At 68.5% G+C, this 14,970-nt stretch carries 14 protein-coding genes; 10 read left to right on the forward strand and 4 right to left on the reverse strand.

Features of this window, described 5'->3' with window-relative positions; translation table 11 throughout:
- Positions 1 to 265 precede the first annotated feature (265 nt).
- A complete protein-coding gene (mnmC, locus tag LGN10_RS22800; RefSeq protein ID WP_226225093.1) occupies positions 266 to 2,236 on the reverse strand; it encodes a bifunctional tRNA (5-methylaminomethyl-2-thiouridine)(34)-methyltransferase MnmD/FAD-dependent 5-carboxymethylaminomethyl-2-thiouridine(34) oxidoreductase MnmC in 1,971 nt (656 codons plus the stop codon).
- Between the two features lie 388 nt (positions 2,237 to 2,624).
- On the opposite strand from mnmC, the gene LGN10_RS22805 reads away from it, so the two are divergent.
- Complete coding sequence (locus LGN10_RS22805) at positions 2,625 to 2,903, forward strand: HU family DNA-binding protein (RefSeq protein WP_006401505.1); 279 nt, start codon at positions 2,625 to 2,627, stop codon at positions 2,901 to 2,903.
- Positions 2,904 to 3,032: 129 nt separating this feature from the next.
- Here the strand turns inward: LGN10_RS22805 and LGN10_RS22810 are convergent, their stop codons facing one another.
- Together LGN10_RS22810 and LGN10_RS22815 are read right to left on the reverse strand one after the other, a co-directional pair.
- Entirely contained in the window at positions 3,033 to 4,346 is a 1,314-nt protein-coding gene (locus LGN10_RS22810; protein WP_060966944.1) for a GTP-binding protein, read from the reverse strand.
- 163 nt (positions 4,347 to 4,509) lie between these two features.
- A complete protein-coding gene (locus tag LGN10_RS22815) occupies positions 4,510 to 5,004 on the reverse strand; it encodes a lytic transglycosylase domain-containing protein (protein ID WP_059638543.1) in 495 nt (164 codons plus the stop codon).
- A 367-nt stretch (positions 5,005 to 5,371) separates the two neighbouring features.
- On the opposite strand from LGN10_RS22815, the gene gspD reads away from it, so the two are divergent.
- Genes gspD through gspF form a run of 3 tightly spaced genes read left to right on the forward strand, consistent with a single transcriptional unit; the run spans position 5,372 to position 10,432 of the window.
- Positions 5,372 to 7,714 carry a type II secretion system secretin GspD gene (gene gspD / locus LGN10_RS22820; RefSeq protein ID WP_124658491.1) on the forward strand — a complete coding sequence of 781 codons (2,343 nt, stop codon included), beginning with the start codon at positions 5,372 to 5,374 and terminating at the stop codon, positions 7,712 to 7,714.
- A 5-nt stretch (positions 7,715 to 7,719) separates the two neighbouring features.
- Positions 7,720 to 9,210: a type II secretion system ATPase GspE gene (gene gspE, locus LGN10_RS22825; protein ID WP_319001254.1), complete on the forward strand. Its 1,491-nt coding sequence runs from the start codon at positions 7,720 to 7,722 to the stop codon at positions 9,208 to 9,210.
- 4 nt (positions 9,211 to 9,214) lie between these two features.
- Positions 9,215 to 10,432 (forward strand): type II secretion system inner membrane protein GspF, encoded by a 1,218-nt coding sequence (gene gspF, locus LGN10_RS22830; protein WP_059638548.1) that lies wholly within the window; start codon positions 9,215 to 9,217, stop codon positions 10,430 to 10,432.
- A 36-nt stretch (positions 10,433 to 10,468) separates the two neighbouring features.
- On the opposite strand, the gene LGN10_RS22835 is transcribed toward gspF, so the two are convergent.
- On the reverse strand, positions 10,469 to 10,879 hold the full coding sequence (locus LGN10_RS22835; RefSeq protein WP_011882773.1) for a hypothetical protein: 411 nt from the start codon (positions 10,877 to 10,879) through the stop codon (positions 10,469 to 10,471).
- A 180-nt stretch (positions 10,880 to 11,059) separates the two neighbouring features.
- On the opposite strand from LGN10_RS22835, the gene gspG reads away from it, so the two are divergent.
- From gspG to gspL, 6 genes are all read left to right on the forward strand, one after another.
- Complete coding sequence (gene gspG / locus LGN10_RS22840) at positions 11,060 to 11,512, forward strand: type II secretion system major pseudopilin GspG (RefSeq protein ID WP_027783126.1); 453 nt, start codon at positions 11,060 to 11,062, stop codon at positions 11,510 to 11,512.
- 39 nt (positions 11,513 to 11,551) lie between these two features.
- The gene (locus LGN10_RS22845) at positions 11,552 to 12,121 is read left to right on the forward strand and encodes a GspH/FimT family pseudopilin (RefSeq protein ID WP_089464411.1); all 570 of its coding nucleotides are present in this window, start codon (positions 11,552 to 11,554) and stop codon (positions 12,119 to 12,121) included.
- Positions 12,118 to 12,525 carry a type II secretion system minor pseudopilin GspI gene (gene gspI, locus LGN10_RS22850; protein ID WP_059580427.1) on the forward strand — a complete coding sequence of 136 codons (408 nt, stop codon included), beginning with the start codon at positions 12,118 to 12,120 and terminating at the stop codon, positions 12,523 to 12,525. The genes LGN10_RS22845 and gspI overlap by 4 nt, the downstream gene beginning before the upstream one ends.
- Positions 12,503 to 13,201 (forward strand): type II secretion system protein J, encoded by a 699-nt coding sequence (locus LGN10_RS22855; RefSeq protein ID WP_081059070.1) that lies wholly within the window; start codon positions 12,503 to 12,505, stop codon positions 13,199 to 13,201. The genes gspI and LGN10_RS22855 overlap by 23 nt, the downstream gene beginning before the upstream one ends.
- A 2-nt stretch (positions 13,202 to 13,203) precedes the next feature.
- On the forward strand, positions 13,204 to 14,313 hold the full coding sequence (gene gspK / locus LGN10_RS22860; protein WP_059580677.1) for a type II secretion system minor pseudopilin GspK: 1,110 nt from the start codon (positions 13,204 to 13,206) through the stop codon (positions 14,311 to 14,313).
- A gap of 26 nt (positions 14,314 to 14,339) precedes the next feature.
- The coding region (gene gspL, locus LGN10_RS22865; protein WP_226225095.1) for a type II secretion system protein GspL at positions 14,340 to 14,970 on the forward strand (631 nt) is incomplete at its 3' end.

Raw genomic sequence — 14,970 nt, forward strand, 5'->3', positions numbered from 1 at the left:
AGGACGCACAGTTCTGTGGATAACTCCGGTTTACATCGGCGGATCAATGGGTTGGCGAAACCATAACCGGTTGCACAGGCTGTTCGTGCACAGGCATTTGAGTTGAGCAACTTTCGGGCCGCCGCACAGCTGTGCCGAGTTGCCCAGTTTACGTCCACTGTGATTGCACACGAAGTGCGTACGGATTCCACGCGGTTATCCACAGCGTCGCGTGGATAACCTTGCACGGAAAAATCGGGAAACTGTGAAGAAGGTGCGCGATCGGTCAGCCGGCCGAGCCCACGCGGCGGGCGCGCAGTGCGCGGATCAGGAAGCGGGCGGGATCGACCGCGTCGGCGAGTTCGCGCTCGAGCGGCCAGGGCTCGCCCTCGAGTTGCGAGGCGATCAGCTCGGCGCCGAGCGCCGCCCACACGAGGCCGCGCGAGCCGAAGCCGAATGCGCCGTAGAGCCCGGGCAGGCGCGGCAGGTCGCGCGCCTGCGCACCGGCCAGCGCGCGTGCGTTGGCGGTGGCTTGCGCTTCGTCGGCGAGCGGGCCGACGAGCGGCAGGCGGTCGCCGACGACCCAGCGGAACGCCACGCGGCCGCGCAGCGTGGCGGGATCCGGCACCTCGCCGATCAGGCCCGGCAGCAGGCGCCGCACGCGCTCGAGGTTTTCGGCATGGCCGGCCGCGCGCATCGCGGGATCGGTATCGTCGGGTTCGAACGTGGCGCCGATCAGCAGCGTGCCGTCGTCGAGCGGCACCGCGTAGCCGTCGCCGATCGCCGGGCACGGCAGCGGCCCCGTCGTGCCCGGCGGCAGCAGCGTGAGCTGGCCGCGCACCGGTTGCAGCGCGACATGCTGGAGCCCGGCAAGGGGCGCGGCGTCGCCCGCGTTCGCGAGCACGACGACGGGCGCGTCGGCCAGCGTTGCGCCTGTCTCATCGAGCGCATGCCAGGTGTCGCCCCGCCGTTCGAGCCGTGCGACGCGGGTGGACGCGAGCAGGCGCACGCGCTCGCCGGCCGCCGCATATTGCGCGGCGCACAGCCCAGCCGGCCAGACGGCGCCGCCGTGCGGAAACAGCAGGCCGCCGTGCGCGACCGGCAGGTTCAGGTGTGCGCGCGCGGCGTCGGCGTCGAGCAGCGTCACGTAGTCGGACGGCGCGCCAAACGCCTCGAACGCGTCGCGCATCCGCGCGAAGTCGTCGGCCGATTCGGCGAGATGGATCATCCCGTGCGTGCTGCGTGCGAACGCATGGCCCGCGTGTTCGAGCGCGCGCCAGCGTGCGATCGCGTGCAGGAAGCCGCTGCGCGTGAGCCGGCTCGCGACGTTGTCGTCGCGCGTCATCAGCGGATGGAATACGCCGGCCGGATTACCCGATGCTTCGCTGGCGATTCGTTCGTGCCGTTCGATCAGCGTCACGTCCCAGCCGCGCGCGGCCAGGCGTTCGACCACCGCGCAGCCGGCGAGGCCCGCGCCGATCACGATCGCGCGGCGCGTCGCGACGGGCAGCGCGCGTGGCGGCTCGTGCCGGCGCGAGCGCCAGCGCGGCGCATAGTCGCCGACGAGCATCGCGTACTTGCCGGCGAGCCCGGGCATCTTGCGATACGTGAATCCCGTTTCGACGAGCGCTTTTTTCACCATGCCCGCGCTCGAGTAGGTCGCGAAGGTGGCCTCTTCCGCGGCGACGCGCGCGAGTGCGCGGAACACGTCGACCGACCAGAGATCCGCATTTTTCGCCGGCGCGAAGCCGTCCAGATAGAACGCATCGGCGCGCGCGACGAGTTTTGGCAGCAACGCGCACGCGTCGCCGAAACCGAGCGTCAATACGACCCGTCCCGCGTCGAACTCGAGCCGGTGCAGACCCGGCACGAGCATCGGCCACGCGTCGGCCAGCAGCGCGGCTTCCGCCGAGATGGTTGTGTTCGCAACGATATGGGAAAGCGCGCGGCGCAGGTCGTCGCGCGAAAACGGGTGCTTCTCGAACGAGACGAAGTGCAGCCGCTCGCAGCGCGCGGGATCGTCGCGCCACGCGGCCCAGGTCGCGAGGAAGTTGGCGCCCGCGCCGAACCCCGTCTCGACGATCGTGAAGGTGCGGCGGCCTTGCCAGCGCGCCGGCAGCCCGTTGCCGGCGATGAACACGTAGCGCGCCTGCGCGAGCGCGCCCGCGACGTTGTGATAGATGTCGCCGAACTCGGGCGAGACGAGCGTGCCGTCGTCGCGAACGGCGAACGTGGCGGGAACAAGTCGGTCGGGCATGCGAAACAAAAAACGTGGCAGCCAAGCCTGGCAAGGGATTGCGGGCGGCCGTCCGAGCGGCCGTTGGAAAGGGGCAACGGCGCGACGCTCGGGCGGACCGCGCTGCGCATCCCGTCCGGTTGGCGCAGGTCAAAAAACGGTCAATCGACGATTCATTCGGCGAAATACCGATGAAAATCTTTGAAACCCTTGTCGTTATTGGGTTTGCGCTGCGCTATCATAGCAACGCCGTACCGCGGGGTGGCCGCCGGCAAGCCGGAGGGCGCGTCGCGCGGGCCAGGATTCGGCGCTGTGTCGTCGGAGTCTGACTCTCGACGGCACGGTTCGCGCACGTATAATCGGCGCGTTCGCGCTGTTCGTGTCAACCTAACCTGATAAAGGAACCTTAATGAACAAACAGGAACTGATCGACGCCGTCGCCGCCCAAACGGGCGCCAGCAAGGCTCAAACCGGCGAAACGCTGGACACGCTGCTCGAAGTCATCAAGAAGGCCGTGTCGAAGGGTGATGCGGTTCAGCTGATCGGCTTCGGCAGCTTCGGTTCGGGCAAGCGCGCAGCACGTACGGGCCGCAACCCGAAGACGGGCGAAACCATCAAGATCCCGGCAGCCAAGACGGTCAAGTTCACGGCCGGCAAGGCGTTCAAGGACGCCGTCAACAAGCGTTAAACCCGCGCCTGTTCCGGAAAAACCCGCCTCTCGGCGGGTTTTTTGTTGGGCGCGCGCGGCATTTTCGCCACAGTTCGCGCCGCTCTTGCAAAAGTTAACGGTTACTTTTACAAGCCGTTACCAACGCGATCATGCATGGACGATCTGCGTGTCGCCGTGATCGTCGTCGTCGTGGGAATCGACGTCCCACGCCGGGAACGGATCGTCGAGCGCCGCCCATCCCGCCGCGCCGAGCGCGAACTCCGCATCGGTGAGCAGGCACGCATCGAGTTTCGCACGCCATGCATCGGCGTCGAGCGCGATGCCGATCAGCACGAGCTCCTGCCGGCGATCGCCGACCGTGCGATCGTCGAGATCGCCGAGCCATTCGGTGCGGATTTCGGCGAGCAGCTCGTCGTCGTCCGGCCATTCCGCGCGATCCTGCGCCGCCCACCACAAACCCGCCGGGCCATGCCGGCATACGCCGCCCGCCTGCGACAGCGAACCGGCGATGTCGTTGCGCGTCGCGAGCCAGAAGAAACCCTTGCTGCGCAGCACGCCCGGCCACTCCTGGTGCAGCAGCGCCCATAGCCGTGCCGGGTGAAACGGACGGCGCGCGCGGTAAACAAAATTGCCGATCCCGAATTCGTCGGCCTCGCCGTGCACGTGCGCATGATGGTCGTCATGGCAGTCGGGATCGTCGCAATGCGTGTGGTCGCGATCGAGCGACGCGAGCCAGCCCGGCGCATTCGCGGCTTCGTCGAAATCGAAGCGGCCGGTGTTCAGCACTTCGTCGAGCGGCACGTTGCCGAACGTCGATACGACCTGATGCGCGCGCGGATTCAGGCGCGCGAGGATGTGCTGCAGGCGCGCGAGATCGTCCGCGCCGACGAGGTCGGCCTTGTTGATCACCAGCACGTCGCAGAATTCGATCTGCTCGATCAGCAGTTCGACGAGCGTGCGGTCGTCGTCTTCCGACGCGGCGATGCCGCGCGTCGCGAGCGCGTCGTCGGAGCCGTAGTCGCGCAGGAAGTTGTACGCGTCGACCACGGTGACGAGCGTGTCGAGCCGCGCGATGGCCGACAGCGACGCGCCGTCGTCGTCGACGAACGTGAACGTTTCGGCGATCGGCATCGGCTCCGCGATGCCGGTCGATTCGATCATGATCGCGTCGAAGCGGCCTTCGGATGCGAGGTTGCGGATCTCGACGAGCAGATCGTCGCGCAGCGTGCAGCAGATGCAGCCGTTCGACATTTCGACGAGGCGCTCCTCGACGTGCGACAGCGCCTGCGCATCGCGCACGAGCGACGCATCGATGTTGACCGCCGCGAGATCGTTGACGATCACCGCGACTTTCAGGCCCGCGCGGTTCGCGAGCACGTGGTTGAGCAGCGTGGTCTTGCCGGCGCCGAGGAAGCCGGACAGCACGGTGACGGGCAACGGCTGTTTCATTGCCGGATTCATGATGATTTGCACCAACGGAAAAGATGAAAAAGCGGCCGCGGCGCCCTGGCGGGGCGCGATCGGCCCGCGCACGGGCGAAACGGCGGCGTCAGCCCGCATTGTGCATCAAACGCGCGCGGCCGGCCCGGCGCCGGCCGGCATCGGCCGGCGACGCGGCGCGGAATCACTGAGCGGACTGAGTGGTCTGCGCGGCCTGAGTGGACTGAGTCGTCTGCACGGGCGGCAGCAGCTTCCATTGCGCGAGGATGCCGGCGATCTGCCGCGCGTACTTGTCGCGCAGCGACGGCGTTTCCGAATGATAGGCGCCGACCGCCTGCCACGTGTTGCCGTAGCGGTTCATCTTCTGTTTGAGATGCCACGCGGCGATGTACACGTTCTTGCACGGCTCCATCAGCGTGTCGCGGCCGATCCCGTAGCGCGACAGCGTCGGCAGGTGGATCGAATTGATCTGCATCAGGCCGTAGTCGACCGAGCCGTTCGTGTTCTTGTTCAGCGCATCGGGCCGGTTGCGCGACTCCTGCCAGGCGATCGCGCGCAGGATCAGCGGATTGACCTGCTGATACCTGGCCGCTTCGTCGAAACAATCCGCGCGCGCGTTACCGCTGGCGAACCATGTGCCAGCGGCGATCAACGCGATCGAAGCGAACCGTCTGTTCATCGTGCGAAAAACGAAAAGGAATGGCGCGAAGCTCGGGAAAACCCGTGCGTGTTATTAGTGCGACGAGAAACGTGCCGCCCGTATCATACCGGCAGACCGTCGAATTGCGACAGGCAGGAATACGGCAGCCCGGTTATACCGCATTTTCGTGTCGGCTCATCGCAAAAAAGCGTGAGGGCCGCCGCGCGAAGGGTTGCGCCGATCCTTACATATTGCATACGATTTACCGCACGCATGTCGTATGTGAGACAGTCTTCGGATCAATGTGATATTTCGGACATGAAAAACTGCTAATGTCGCCCTTTTCGGACTTGGATCTCAGCACTACCGCCGGAAGTGGCCTGAGCCGGCATCGACCCATTCATCCATGACAAGAAATCGCTTCGTTATGCGGCGTGTTGCCACGACCCTGCTCGTGGCCGGCATCATCGTCTCGCAGGCCGCCTACGCTCAGGTCACGCTCAACTTCGTGAATGCGGACATCGACCAGGTCGCGAAAGCGATCGGCGCCGCGACCGGCAAGACCATCATCGTCGACCCGCGTGTGAAGGGTCAGCTCAACCTCGTGGCCGAACGGCCGGTGCCGGAAGACCAGGCGCTGAAGACGCTGCAGTCCGCGCTGCGCATGCAGGGCTTCGCGCTCGTGCAGGATCACGGCGTGCTGAAGGTCGTGCCGGAAGCCGACGCGAAGCTGCAGGGCGTGCCGACCTACATCGGCAACGCGCCGCAGGCGCGCGGCGACCAGGTGATCACGCAGGTGTTCGAGCTTCGCAACGAATCGGCGAACAACCTGCTGCCCGTGCTGCGGCCGCTGATCTCGCCGAACAACACGGTGACGGCCTACCCGGCCAACAACACGATCGTCGTGACCGACTATGCGGACAACGTGCGCCGCATCGCGCAGATCATCGCGGGCGTCGACAGCGCCGCGGGCGCGCAGGTGCAGGTCGTGCCGCTGCGCAATGCAAACGCGATCGACCTCGCCGCGCAGCTGCAGAAAATGCTCGACCCGGGCGCGATCGGCAACAGCGACGCGACGCTGAAGGTGTCGGTCACGGCCGACCCGCGCACCAATGCGCTGCTGCTGCGCGCGTCGAGCGCGTCGCGCCTCGCGGCCGCGAAGCGCCTCGTGCAGCAGCTCGACGCACCGAGCGCGGCGCCCGGCAACATGCACGTCGTGCCGCTGCGCAACGCCGATGCGGTGAAGCTCGCGAAGACGCTGCGCGGGATGCTCGGCAAGGGCGGCAACGACAGCGGCTCGTCGGCGTCGTCCAACGATGCGAACAGCTTCAACCAGAACGGCGGCTCGTCGTCGAGCGGCAACTTCTCGACCGGCACGTCGGGCACCCCGCCGCTGCCGTCGGGCGGCCTCGGCGGTTCGTCGTCCTCGTCCGCGTATGGCGGCGGCTCGTCCGGCGGCGGCCTTGGCACCGGCGGCCTCCTCGGCGGCGACAAGGACAAGAGCGGCGACGACAACCAGCCGGGCGGGATGATCCAGGCCGACTCGGCCACCAATTCGCTGATCATCACCGCGTCCGATCCGGTTTACCGGAACCTGCGCTCGGTGATCGACCAGCTCGACGCGCGGCGCGCGCAGGTCTATATCGAAGCGCTGATCGTCGAGCTGAACTCGACGACGCAGGGCAACCTCGGCATCCAGTGGCAGGTCGCGAGCGGCCAGTTTCTCGGCGGCACGAACCTGAACCCCGGGCTGGGGCTGGGCAACAGCATCATCAACCTGACGGCGGGCGGCGTGACCAACGCCGCCGGCGGGATCACCGGCGGCGGGCTGGCCTCCAACCTCGGCTCGCTGAGCCAGGGGCTCAACATCGGCTGGCTGCACAACATGTTCGGCGTGCAGGGGCTCGGCGCGCTGCTGCAGTATTTCGCGGGCGTGAGCGACGCGAACGTGCTGTCGACGCCGAACCTGATCACGCTCGACAACGAGGAAGCGAAGATCGTCGTCGGCCAGAACGTGCCGATCGCGACCGGCTCGTATTCGAACCTGACGAGCGGCACGACGAGCAACGCATTCAATACCTACGACCGTCGCGACGTCGGCCTGACGCTGCACGTGAAGCCGCAGATCACCGACGGCGGGATTCTCAAGCTGCAGCTCTACACGGAGGATTCGGCGGTCGTCAGCGGCACCACCAACGCACAGACCGGCCCGACCTTCACGAAACGCTCGATCCAGTCGACGATCCTCGCCGACAACGGCGAGATCATCGTGCTCGGCGGCCTGATGCAGGACAACTACCAGGTGTCGAACAGCAAGGTGCCGCTGCTCGGCGACATCCCGTGGATCGGCCAGTTGTTCCGCTCGGAATCGAAGCAGCGCGCGAAAACCAACCTGATGGTGTTCCTGCGCCCGGTGATCATTTCCGATCGCAGCACCGCGCAGGAAGTCACCGCGAACCGCTACGACTACATCCAGGGCGTGACGGGCGCGTACAAGTCGGACAACAACGTGATCCGCGACAAGGACGACCCGGTCGTTCCGCCGATGCCGCTGGGCCCGAGCCAGGGCGGCACGCCGGCCGGCAACCTGTTCGATCTCGACAAGATGCGCCGCCAGCAGTTGCAGCGCCAGGTCGCGCCCGTGCCGGCGCAGCCGTTGCCCGAAGCGACGCCCGCGCAGCCGCAGGGCGTGCCGCAGCAGGCGGTGCCGCAACAGCCGCTGACCACCGCGCCGGGAGCCTCGCAGTGAGCGACGTGCTCGCGTCCTCCGCCCACGACGGCGCGCCGGGCGAGCGCCAGCCGCCGTCGCCGCTGGCCGCGCGCCTGCTGCCGTACGGCTTCGCGAAGAGCGGCCAGGTGCTGATCGCGCATCAGCTCGACGACACGCTCGAGGTGTGGATCAGCGAACGCACGAGCGACGCCGCGCTCGCGGAGATCGCGCGCAACTTCGGCTCGATCGCCGTGCACCGCGTGCCGGCCGACGAGCTCGCGCAGGCGATCAACCAGGCCTACGCGCGCCAGGACGGCAGCGCCGCGCAGGTGGTCGGCGAGGTCGAAGGCGAAGTCGACCTGTCGCGGCTGATGCAGGACATCCCCGAAGTCGAGGATCTGCTCGAATCGGAAGACGACGCGCCGATCATCCGGATGATCAACGCGCTGCTCACGCAAGCGGCCCGCGAACAGGCATCCGACATTCACATCGAGCCGTTCGAGAATGCGTCGGTCGTGCGCTTTCGCGTCGACGGCACGCTGCGCGACGTCGTGCGCCCGAAGAAGGCGCTGCACGGCGCGCTGATCTCGCGGATCAAGATCATGGCGCAGCTCGACATCGCGGAGAAGCGCCTGCCGCAGGACGGCCGCATCACGCTGCGCGTCGGCGGCCGGCCGGTCGACGTGCGGGTGTCGACGCTGCCGACCGGGCACGGCGAGCGCGCGGTGCTGCGTCTGCTGGAAAAGGACGCGCAGCGCCTGAACCTCGAAGCGCTCGGGATGGGCCGCGATACGCTCGTCCAGTTCGACAAGCTGATCGGCCGCCCGCACGGCATCGTGCTCGTCACCGGCCCGACCGGATCGGGCAAGACGACCACGCTGTACGCGTCGATGTCGCGGCTCGAAACCGCGACGACCAACATCATGACCGTCGAGGACCCGATCGAATACGATCTCGCCGGCATCGGCCAGACGCAGGTGAACGAGCGGATCGGGATGACTTTTGCCCGTGCGCTGCGCTCGATCCTGCGACAGGACCCGGACGTGATCATGATCGGCGAAATCCGCGACCTCGAAACCGCGCAGATCGCGGTGCAGGCGTCGCTGACGGGCCACCTCGTGCTCGCGACGCTGCATACGAACGACGCGGCGTCCGCCGTCACGCGTCTGACCGACATGGGCGTCGAGCCGTACCTGCTCGCGTCGTCGCTGCTCGGCGTGCTCGCGCAGCGCCTCGTGCGCCAGCTCTGCCCGGTCTGCAAGGAAGAACGGCACGAGGAAGGCCGTACCGTGTGGCATCCGGTCGGCTGCGACAAGTGCGGGCATTCGGGGTATTCGGGCCGGCGCGGCGTCTACGAACTGCTGCTGGTCGACGAGTCGATCCGCGCGCTGATCCACCGCAACGCGGCCGATGCCGAGATCCTGGCCGCCGGCCGCGCGGAAGGCATGCGCACGCTGCGCGACGACGCGGAGCGCTGGCTCGCGGTCGGCGCGACGTCGCTCGAGGAAGTGCTGCGCGTGACGGGAGGCGCATAGCGCGATGCCGGCATTCCGTTTCGAAGCAATCGATGCGGCGGGACGCGCGCAGAAAGGCGTGATCGATGCCGACAGCGCGCGCGCCGCGCGCGGCCAGTTGCGCACGCAGGGGCTCACGCCGCTCGTCGTCGAGCCGGCCGCGAGCGCCACGCGCGGCGCGCGTTCGCAGCGGCTCGCGTTCGGCCGCAAGCTGTCGCAGCGCGAACAGGCGATTCTCACGCGCCAGCTCGCGAGCCTGCTGATCGCGGGGCTGCCGCTCGACGAGGCGCTCGGCGTGCTGACCGAGCAGGCCGAGCGCGACTACATCCGCGAACTGATGGCCGCGATCCGCGCCGAAGTGCTCGGCGGCCATTCGCTCGCGAATGCGCTGGGCCAGCACCCGCGCGATTTTCCGGAAATCTACCGCGCGCTGGTCGCGGCCGGCGAGCATACCGGCAAGCTCGGCATCGTGCTGTCGCGCCTCGCCGATTACATCGAGCAGAGCAATGCGCTCAAGCAGAAGATCCTGCTGGCGTTCACGTATCCGGGCATCGTCACGCTGATCGCGTTCGGCATCGTCACGTTCCTGCTGAGCTACGTCGTGCCGCAGGTCGTCAACGTGTTCGCGAGCACGAAGCAGCAGTTGCCGATCCTCACGGTCGTGATGATGGCGCTGTCGGAATTCGTGCGGCACTGGTGGTGGGCGATCCTGATCGCGGTCGCGCTCGTCGTGTGGTTCGTGAAGGCGACGCTGTCGCGCGCCGGGCCCAGGCTCGCGTTCGATCGCTGGGTGCTGACCGCGCCGCTCGCGGGCAAGCTCGTGCGCGGCTACAACACGGTGCGCTTCGCGAGCACGCTCGGCATTCTGACCGCGGCCGGCGTGCCGATCCTGCGTGCGTTGCAGGCGGCCGGCGAGACGCTGTCGAACCGTGCGATGCGCGCGAACATCGACGACGCGATCGTGCGCGTGCGCGAAGGCTCCGCGCTGTCGCGCGCGCTGAACAACGTGAAGACGTTTCCGCCGGTGCTCGTGCACCTGATTCGTTCGGGTGAAGCGACGGGCGACGTGACGACGATGCTGGATCGCGCGGCCGAAGGCGAGGCGCGCGAGCTGGAGCGCCGCACGATGTTCCTGACGAGCCTGCTGGAGCCGCTGCTGATCCTCGCGATGGGCGGCATCGTGCTCGTGATCGTGCTGGCCGTGATGCTGCCGATCATCGAGCTGAACAACATGGTGCAGTGACGTGGCGGCCCGATTCCGCGTGCCGGGCCGCGGCCGTCAGCGCATGTAGATCGCGGGGGACGGCGTGTTCGCCGGGAGCTGGACTTCGGCGCGCGCGCCGTTGCGGTCGACGATGATCGAGCGGCTGCGCACTTCGGCGAGCTTCGCGCCGGGCGCGAGCTCCGCGCCGAGCGACACGGCGCGCGGCGGTTCGCCGCCGATGCCGACGATCGCGGCGCCGCCATGATCGAGCGCGAGAATGCCGAACAGGTGGATGTCCTGGACGGGATTCTTGTCGAGCTGGCCGCCGAAGAGCGCGGCGGCGTCCTCGGTGCGGATCGGCAGCCGCGCGGCGGCGGCGGGCAGCGGCGCTTCGCGGGCCGATAGCGTGACGACCCAGTAGGTGGCCGTCGCGCACAAACCCGCGAAGAGGGCGAGGGAAAGGATCCGGATCGAGAGCGCGTTCATGCGCGCTATTGTACGGATGTATGTGAAATTTGCGTTGGGTGAAAGCCCTCGGCGATGCGCGCCTTACAATGCGGGCTCCGCGCCCGGGGTATCGGAAGCCTGTCGTCAGGCCGGCATTCCGGAATGCCTGTCGGGTGCGTCACTCAATCGACGACATTTTTTGGAAAGAGGTAGTCAGTCATGCAAACGTGGATCACTCGCCGCAACGCGGCCGTGCGTCGTCAGCGCGGTTTCACGCTGATCGAGATCATGGTGGTGGTCGCGATCCTCGGGATCCTGGCGGCGCTGATCGTGCCGAAGATCATGAGCCGCCCGGACGAGGCGCGCCGCATCGCCGCGAAGCAGGACATCGGCACGATCATGCAGGCGCTCAAGCTGTACCGTCTGGACAACGGCCGCTATCCGACGCAGGAACAGGGCCTGAACGCGCTGATCCAGAAGCCGACCACCGATCCGATCCCGAACAACTGGAAGGACGGCGGCTATCTCGAGCGCCTGCCGAACGATCCGTGGGGCAACGGGTACAAGTACCTGAACCCGGGCGTGCACGGCGAGATCGACGTGTTCAGCTACGGCGCCGACGGCAAGGAAGGCGGCGAAAGCAACGACTCCGACATCGGCTCGTGGCAATGAGCCGGCGCTGATCGGCCCGACGTTTCATTCCCGTTCTTCATGCTCGCCATTCGCACGACCTCCCGCTGCGGCCGCGATTGCCGTGCGCATCGCGGTGCGGTGCCGTCCGTCCCGGCGGGCGCCGATGGCGGCTTGACGACGCCCCGCGCGGCGCGGCGTCGCGCGCGCGGTTTCACGCTGCTCGAAATGCTGGTCGTGCTCGTGATCGCGGGGCTGCTCGTGTCGCTCGCGTCGCTGTCGCTGACGCGCAATCCGCGCACCGACCTGCGCGAGGAAGCGCAGCGCATCGCGCTGCTGTTCGAGACGGCCGGCGACGAAGCGCAGGTGCGCGCGCGGCCGATCGCGTGGCAGCCGACCGCGCACGGTTTCCAGTTCGACGTGAGCTCTCCCGACGGTTGGCGCACGCTGCGCGACGACCTGCTGCGCCCGCGTGACTGGGACGGCGGCGTCACGGGCGCGGACATCGATTACCCGGGGTCGGACACGCGCGCGAACCGCGTCGTGTTCGGCACCGAGAGCATCGACACGCCGGTGCGCGTGACGCTGCATTCGGCCGCCGGCAGCGCGACGATCGTCGGCACCGGCAACGGCCGCTACGAGGTGCAATGACGATGCGTCGTCGCCTGCCCTTCCCCGCTTCTTCCGCCCGCGGCTTCACGATGATCGAGGTGCTGGTCGCGCTCGCGATCATCGCGGTCGCGCTCGCCGCGTCGATCCGCGCGGTCGGCACGATGGCGACCAATGCGTCCGACCTGCATCGCCGCCTGCTCGCCGGCTGGAGCGCCGACAACGCGCTCGCGCAACTGCGGCTCACGCATGCGTGGCCGGAGGTCGGCGAGCAGAGTTTCGACTGCTCGCAAGGCAACGTGCAGCTCGTCTGCACGCAGCGCGTGAGCACCACGCCGAACCCGGTGTTCCGGCGCGTGCGGATTTCGGTGAGCATGCCCGGCCGTTCCGGCGTGCTCGCGCAGATGGTGACGGTGGTCGCGAATGAAACCAGCCGTCCGCTCTGACGCGCCGATGCGACGCCCGTCCGCCCGTGCCGGCCGCCGCGCCCGCGGCTTCACGCTGATCGAGCTGATGATCGCGATCGCGATCCTCGCGGTGGTGGCGATCCTCGCCTGGCGCGGGCTCGACCAGATCATGCGCGGCCGCGACAAGGTGGCCGCCGCGATGGAGGACGAGCGCGTGTTCGCGCAGATGTTCGACCAGATGCGCATCGACGCGCGGCTCGCCGCGACCGACGACGAGGCCGGCCAGCCGGCGATCGGCGTCGCCGGCAATACGCTGCAGATCGTGCGCGAGCTCGACGTGCCGGGCGTCGCGCCGCGGCTGCAGGTGGTCCGCTACCGGATCGCCGGCGGGCGCGTCGTGCGCTATGCGTCGCCGCCGGTCGACGACACGAACCGGCTGCGCACGATGCTGAAGGACAGCAGCGTCGAAGGCTGGAGCTGGGTCGCGCTGATGGGCGGCGTCGGCGCGATCGACGCGAAGCTGTACGTGCCGCGCGTGGGCTGGACCACCAACCTGCAGACGGCCGACGAAGCGCTCGCGCAGAACAACGACGCGCTCAAGGTGCCGCAGCTCGGCAACGCGCCGCCCGCGCGCGCGGTGACCGGGCTGCAGGTCAGCATCGGCGCGACGTCGCTGCGCGTGCCGGTCACGCGCATCTTCCTCGTCGGGGAATGACGATGCGTGCGCGCCCTTTCCGTCGAATGCCTGCCCGCCGCCAGCGCGGCGCGGCGATCATCACCGCGCTGCTCGTGGTCGCGCTGTCGGCGATCCTCGTGTCGGGGATGCTGTGGCGCCAGCAGGTGCAGATCCGCCGCATCGAGAACCAGCGCGTGATCGCGCAGGCACAGTGGGTCGCGCGCGGCGCGCTCGACTGGACGCGAATGATCCTGCGCTCCGAAGGCGACACGGCGCCCGGCATCACGTATCTGGGCGGGATCTGGGGCGTGCCGATCGCGAAGACGAAGCTGTCGGATTTCCTCGGCCGGATCGGCGCGCCCAACGAGACGGGCGGCGACGACACCTACCTGTCCGGCTCGATCGAGGACGCGCAGGCGAAGTTCAACCTGCGCAACCTCGTGTCGTCGCCGGCGCCCGGCGTGCTGCAGTTGAACGTCACGCAGATGCAGGCGTTCCAGCGCCTGCTGACGACGCTCGGCTACGACAGTGCCTTCGCGAAGCGCATCGCGCTGCAGGTGCGCGCGGGGCTGCTGCATTCGGCCACGCGATTCCAGATGCCGAACCTGCCCGGCGGCGGCGGCACCGCGGCGAATGCCGCGACCGCACCGGTGACGAGCGGCGACATGCAGGGCAGCGGCTTCACCGACGATCCCGGGATGGCCGGCGGCGAGCGCGGGCCCGCGCCGCTGATGATGACGCGCGTCGACAGCCTGCTCGACGTCGACGGCGTGACACCCGAAATGGTCGCGCGGCTGCGCCCGTTCGTCACCGTGCTGCCGACCACGACGCCCGTGAACATGAACACCGCGCCGGCCGAAGTGATCGCCGCGCTGATACCGGGGATGAGCGTGTCGTCCGCGCAGGCGCTCGTCGCGCGCCGCGAGACCGTGTTTTTCCGGAACGTCGGGGACGTGCAGCTCGCGCTGCGCGGCGCCGGCGCGCCGCCGAACGTGACGATCGACTCGAGCCTCGTCGACGTCAATTCGAGCTATTTCATCGTGCATGGCCGGATCCAGCACGAACGCGCGGAGGTCGACCGTACCTCGCTCGTGTATCGTGATCCGACCACGCACTCGACGCGGATCGTGCGCATCCGCGATCAGCTATAACGACGCCAATCGGGAGAGGAGCGCTTGTGAGCACGTTGATTGTTTCTTTGCCGCCGCGCGAGCCGGCCGTGCCGCTGCAGGAATGGCAGTGGCCCGAGCTGCCGTTCATGCTCGTCGACAAGGCCGGCCAGGTGCAGCGCGCGGGCCGCACCGCGCTCGCGCTGTTGCCGCGCGCGAACGCAACGGTGCTGATCGTCGCCGCGCGCGACGTGCTGCTGCTGGCCGCGACCGTGCCGCCGCTGAAGGGGCCGAAGCTGCGTCAGGCGCTGCCCAACATCGTCGAGGATCAGTTGATCCAGGATCCGCTCGGCTGCCACATCGCGCTCGATCCGGCCGCCCTGCCCGACGGGCGCCGCGTGCTGGCCGTCGTCGATCGCGCGTGGTTCCGCACGATCTGCGACGCGTTCACCGCGGCCGGCCACCGGCACCTGAGCGCGGTGCCCGCGACCCGCTGCCTGCCGGCGCCGCGCGCGCCGGCCGAAGCGGCATCCGCCTCGGCGCTGGCCGACGGTGAAGGTATCGACGCCGCCGCGCTTGCCGCGGACGCCGCCGCGCCGCCTGCCCGCCCGGCCACGGTCGCCGCGGTGCTCGGGCTCGCGACGGCGGTCGAGCCGGTGCTCGTCGAAGCCGGCGCGCTGCCGGCGGCGGCCGGTGCGC

This window comes from Burkholderia sp. AU32262, from assembly GCF_020419985.1.
Classification (GTDB): Bacteria; Pseudomonadota; Gammaproteobacteria; order Burkholderiales; family Burkholderiaceae; genus Burkholderia; species Burkholderia semiarida.

Bases quoted from the DNA above. Each gene is read 5' to 3' on its own strand.
- mnmC (WP_226225093.1), bottom strand. From the start codon at position 2,236: ATGCCCGACCGACTTGTTCCCGCCACGTTCGCCGTTCGCGACGACGGC.
- LGN10_RS22805 (WP_006401505.1), top strand. From the start codon at position 2,625: ATGAACAAACAGGAACTGATCGACGCCGTCGCCGCCCAAACGGGCGCC.
- LGN10_RS22810 (WP_060966944.1), bottom strand. From the start codon at position 4,346: ATGAATCCGGCAATGAAACAGCCGTTGCCCGTCACCGTGCTGTCCGGC.
- LGN10_RS22815 (WP_059638543.1), bottom strand. From the start codon at position 5,004: ATGAACAGACGGTTCGCTTCGATCGCGTTGATCGCCGCTGGCACATGG.
- gspD (WP_124658491.1), top strand. From the start codon at position 5,372: ATGACAAGAAATCGCTTCGTTATGCGGCGTGTTGCCACGACCCTGCTC.
- gspF (WP_059638548.1), top strand. From the start codon at position 9,215: ATGCCGGCATTCCGTTTCGAAGCAATCGATGCGGCGGGACGCGCGCAG.
- LGN10_RS22835 (WP_011882773.1), bottom strand. From the start codon at position 10,879: ATGAACGCGCTCTCGATCCGGATCCTTTCCCTCGCCCTCTTCGCGGGT.
- gspG (WP_027783126.1), top strand. From the start codon at position 11,060: ATGCAAACGTGGATCACTCGCCGCAACGCGGCCGTGCGTCGTCAGCGC.
- LGN10_RS22845 (WP_089464411.1), top strand. From the start codon at position 11,552: ATGCTCGCCATTCGCACGACCTCCCGCTGCGGCCGCGATTGCCGTGCG.
- gspI (WP_059580427.1), top strand. From the start codon at position 12,118: ATGACGATGCGTCGTCGCCTGCCCTTCCCCGCTTCTTCCGCCCGCGGC.
- LGN10_RS22855 (WP_081059070.1), top strand. From the start codon at position 12,503: ATGAAACCAGCCGTCCGCTCTGACGCGCCGATGCGACGCCCGTCCGCC.
- gspK (WP_059580677.1), top strand. From the start codon at position 13,204: ATGCGTGCGCGCCCTTTCCGTCGAATGCCTGCCCGCCGCCAGCGCGGC.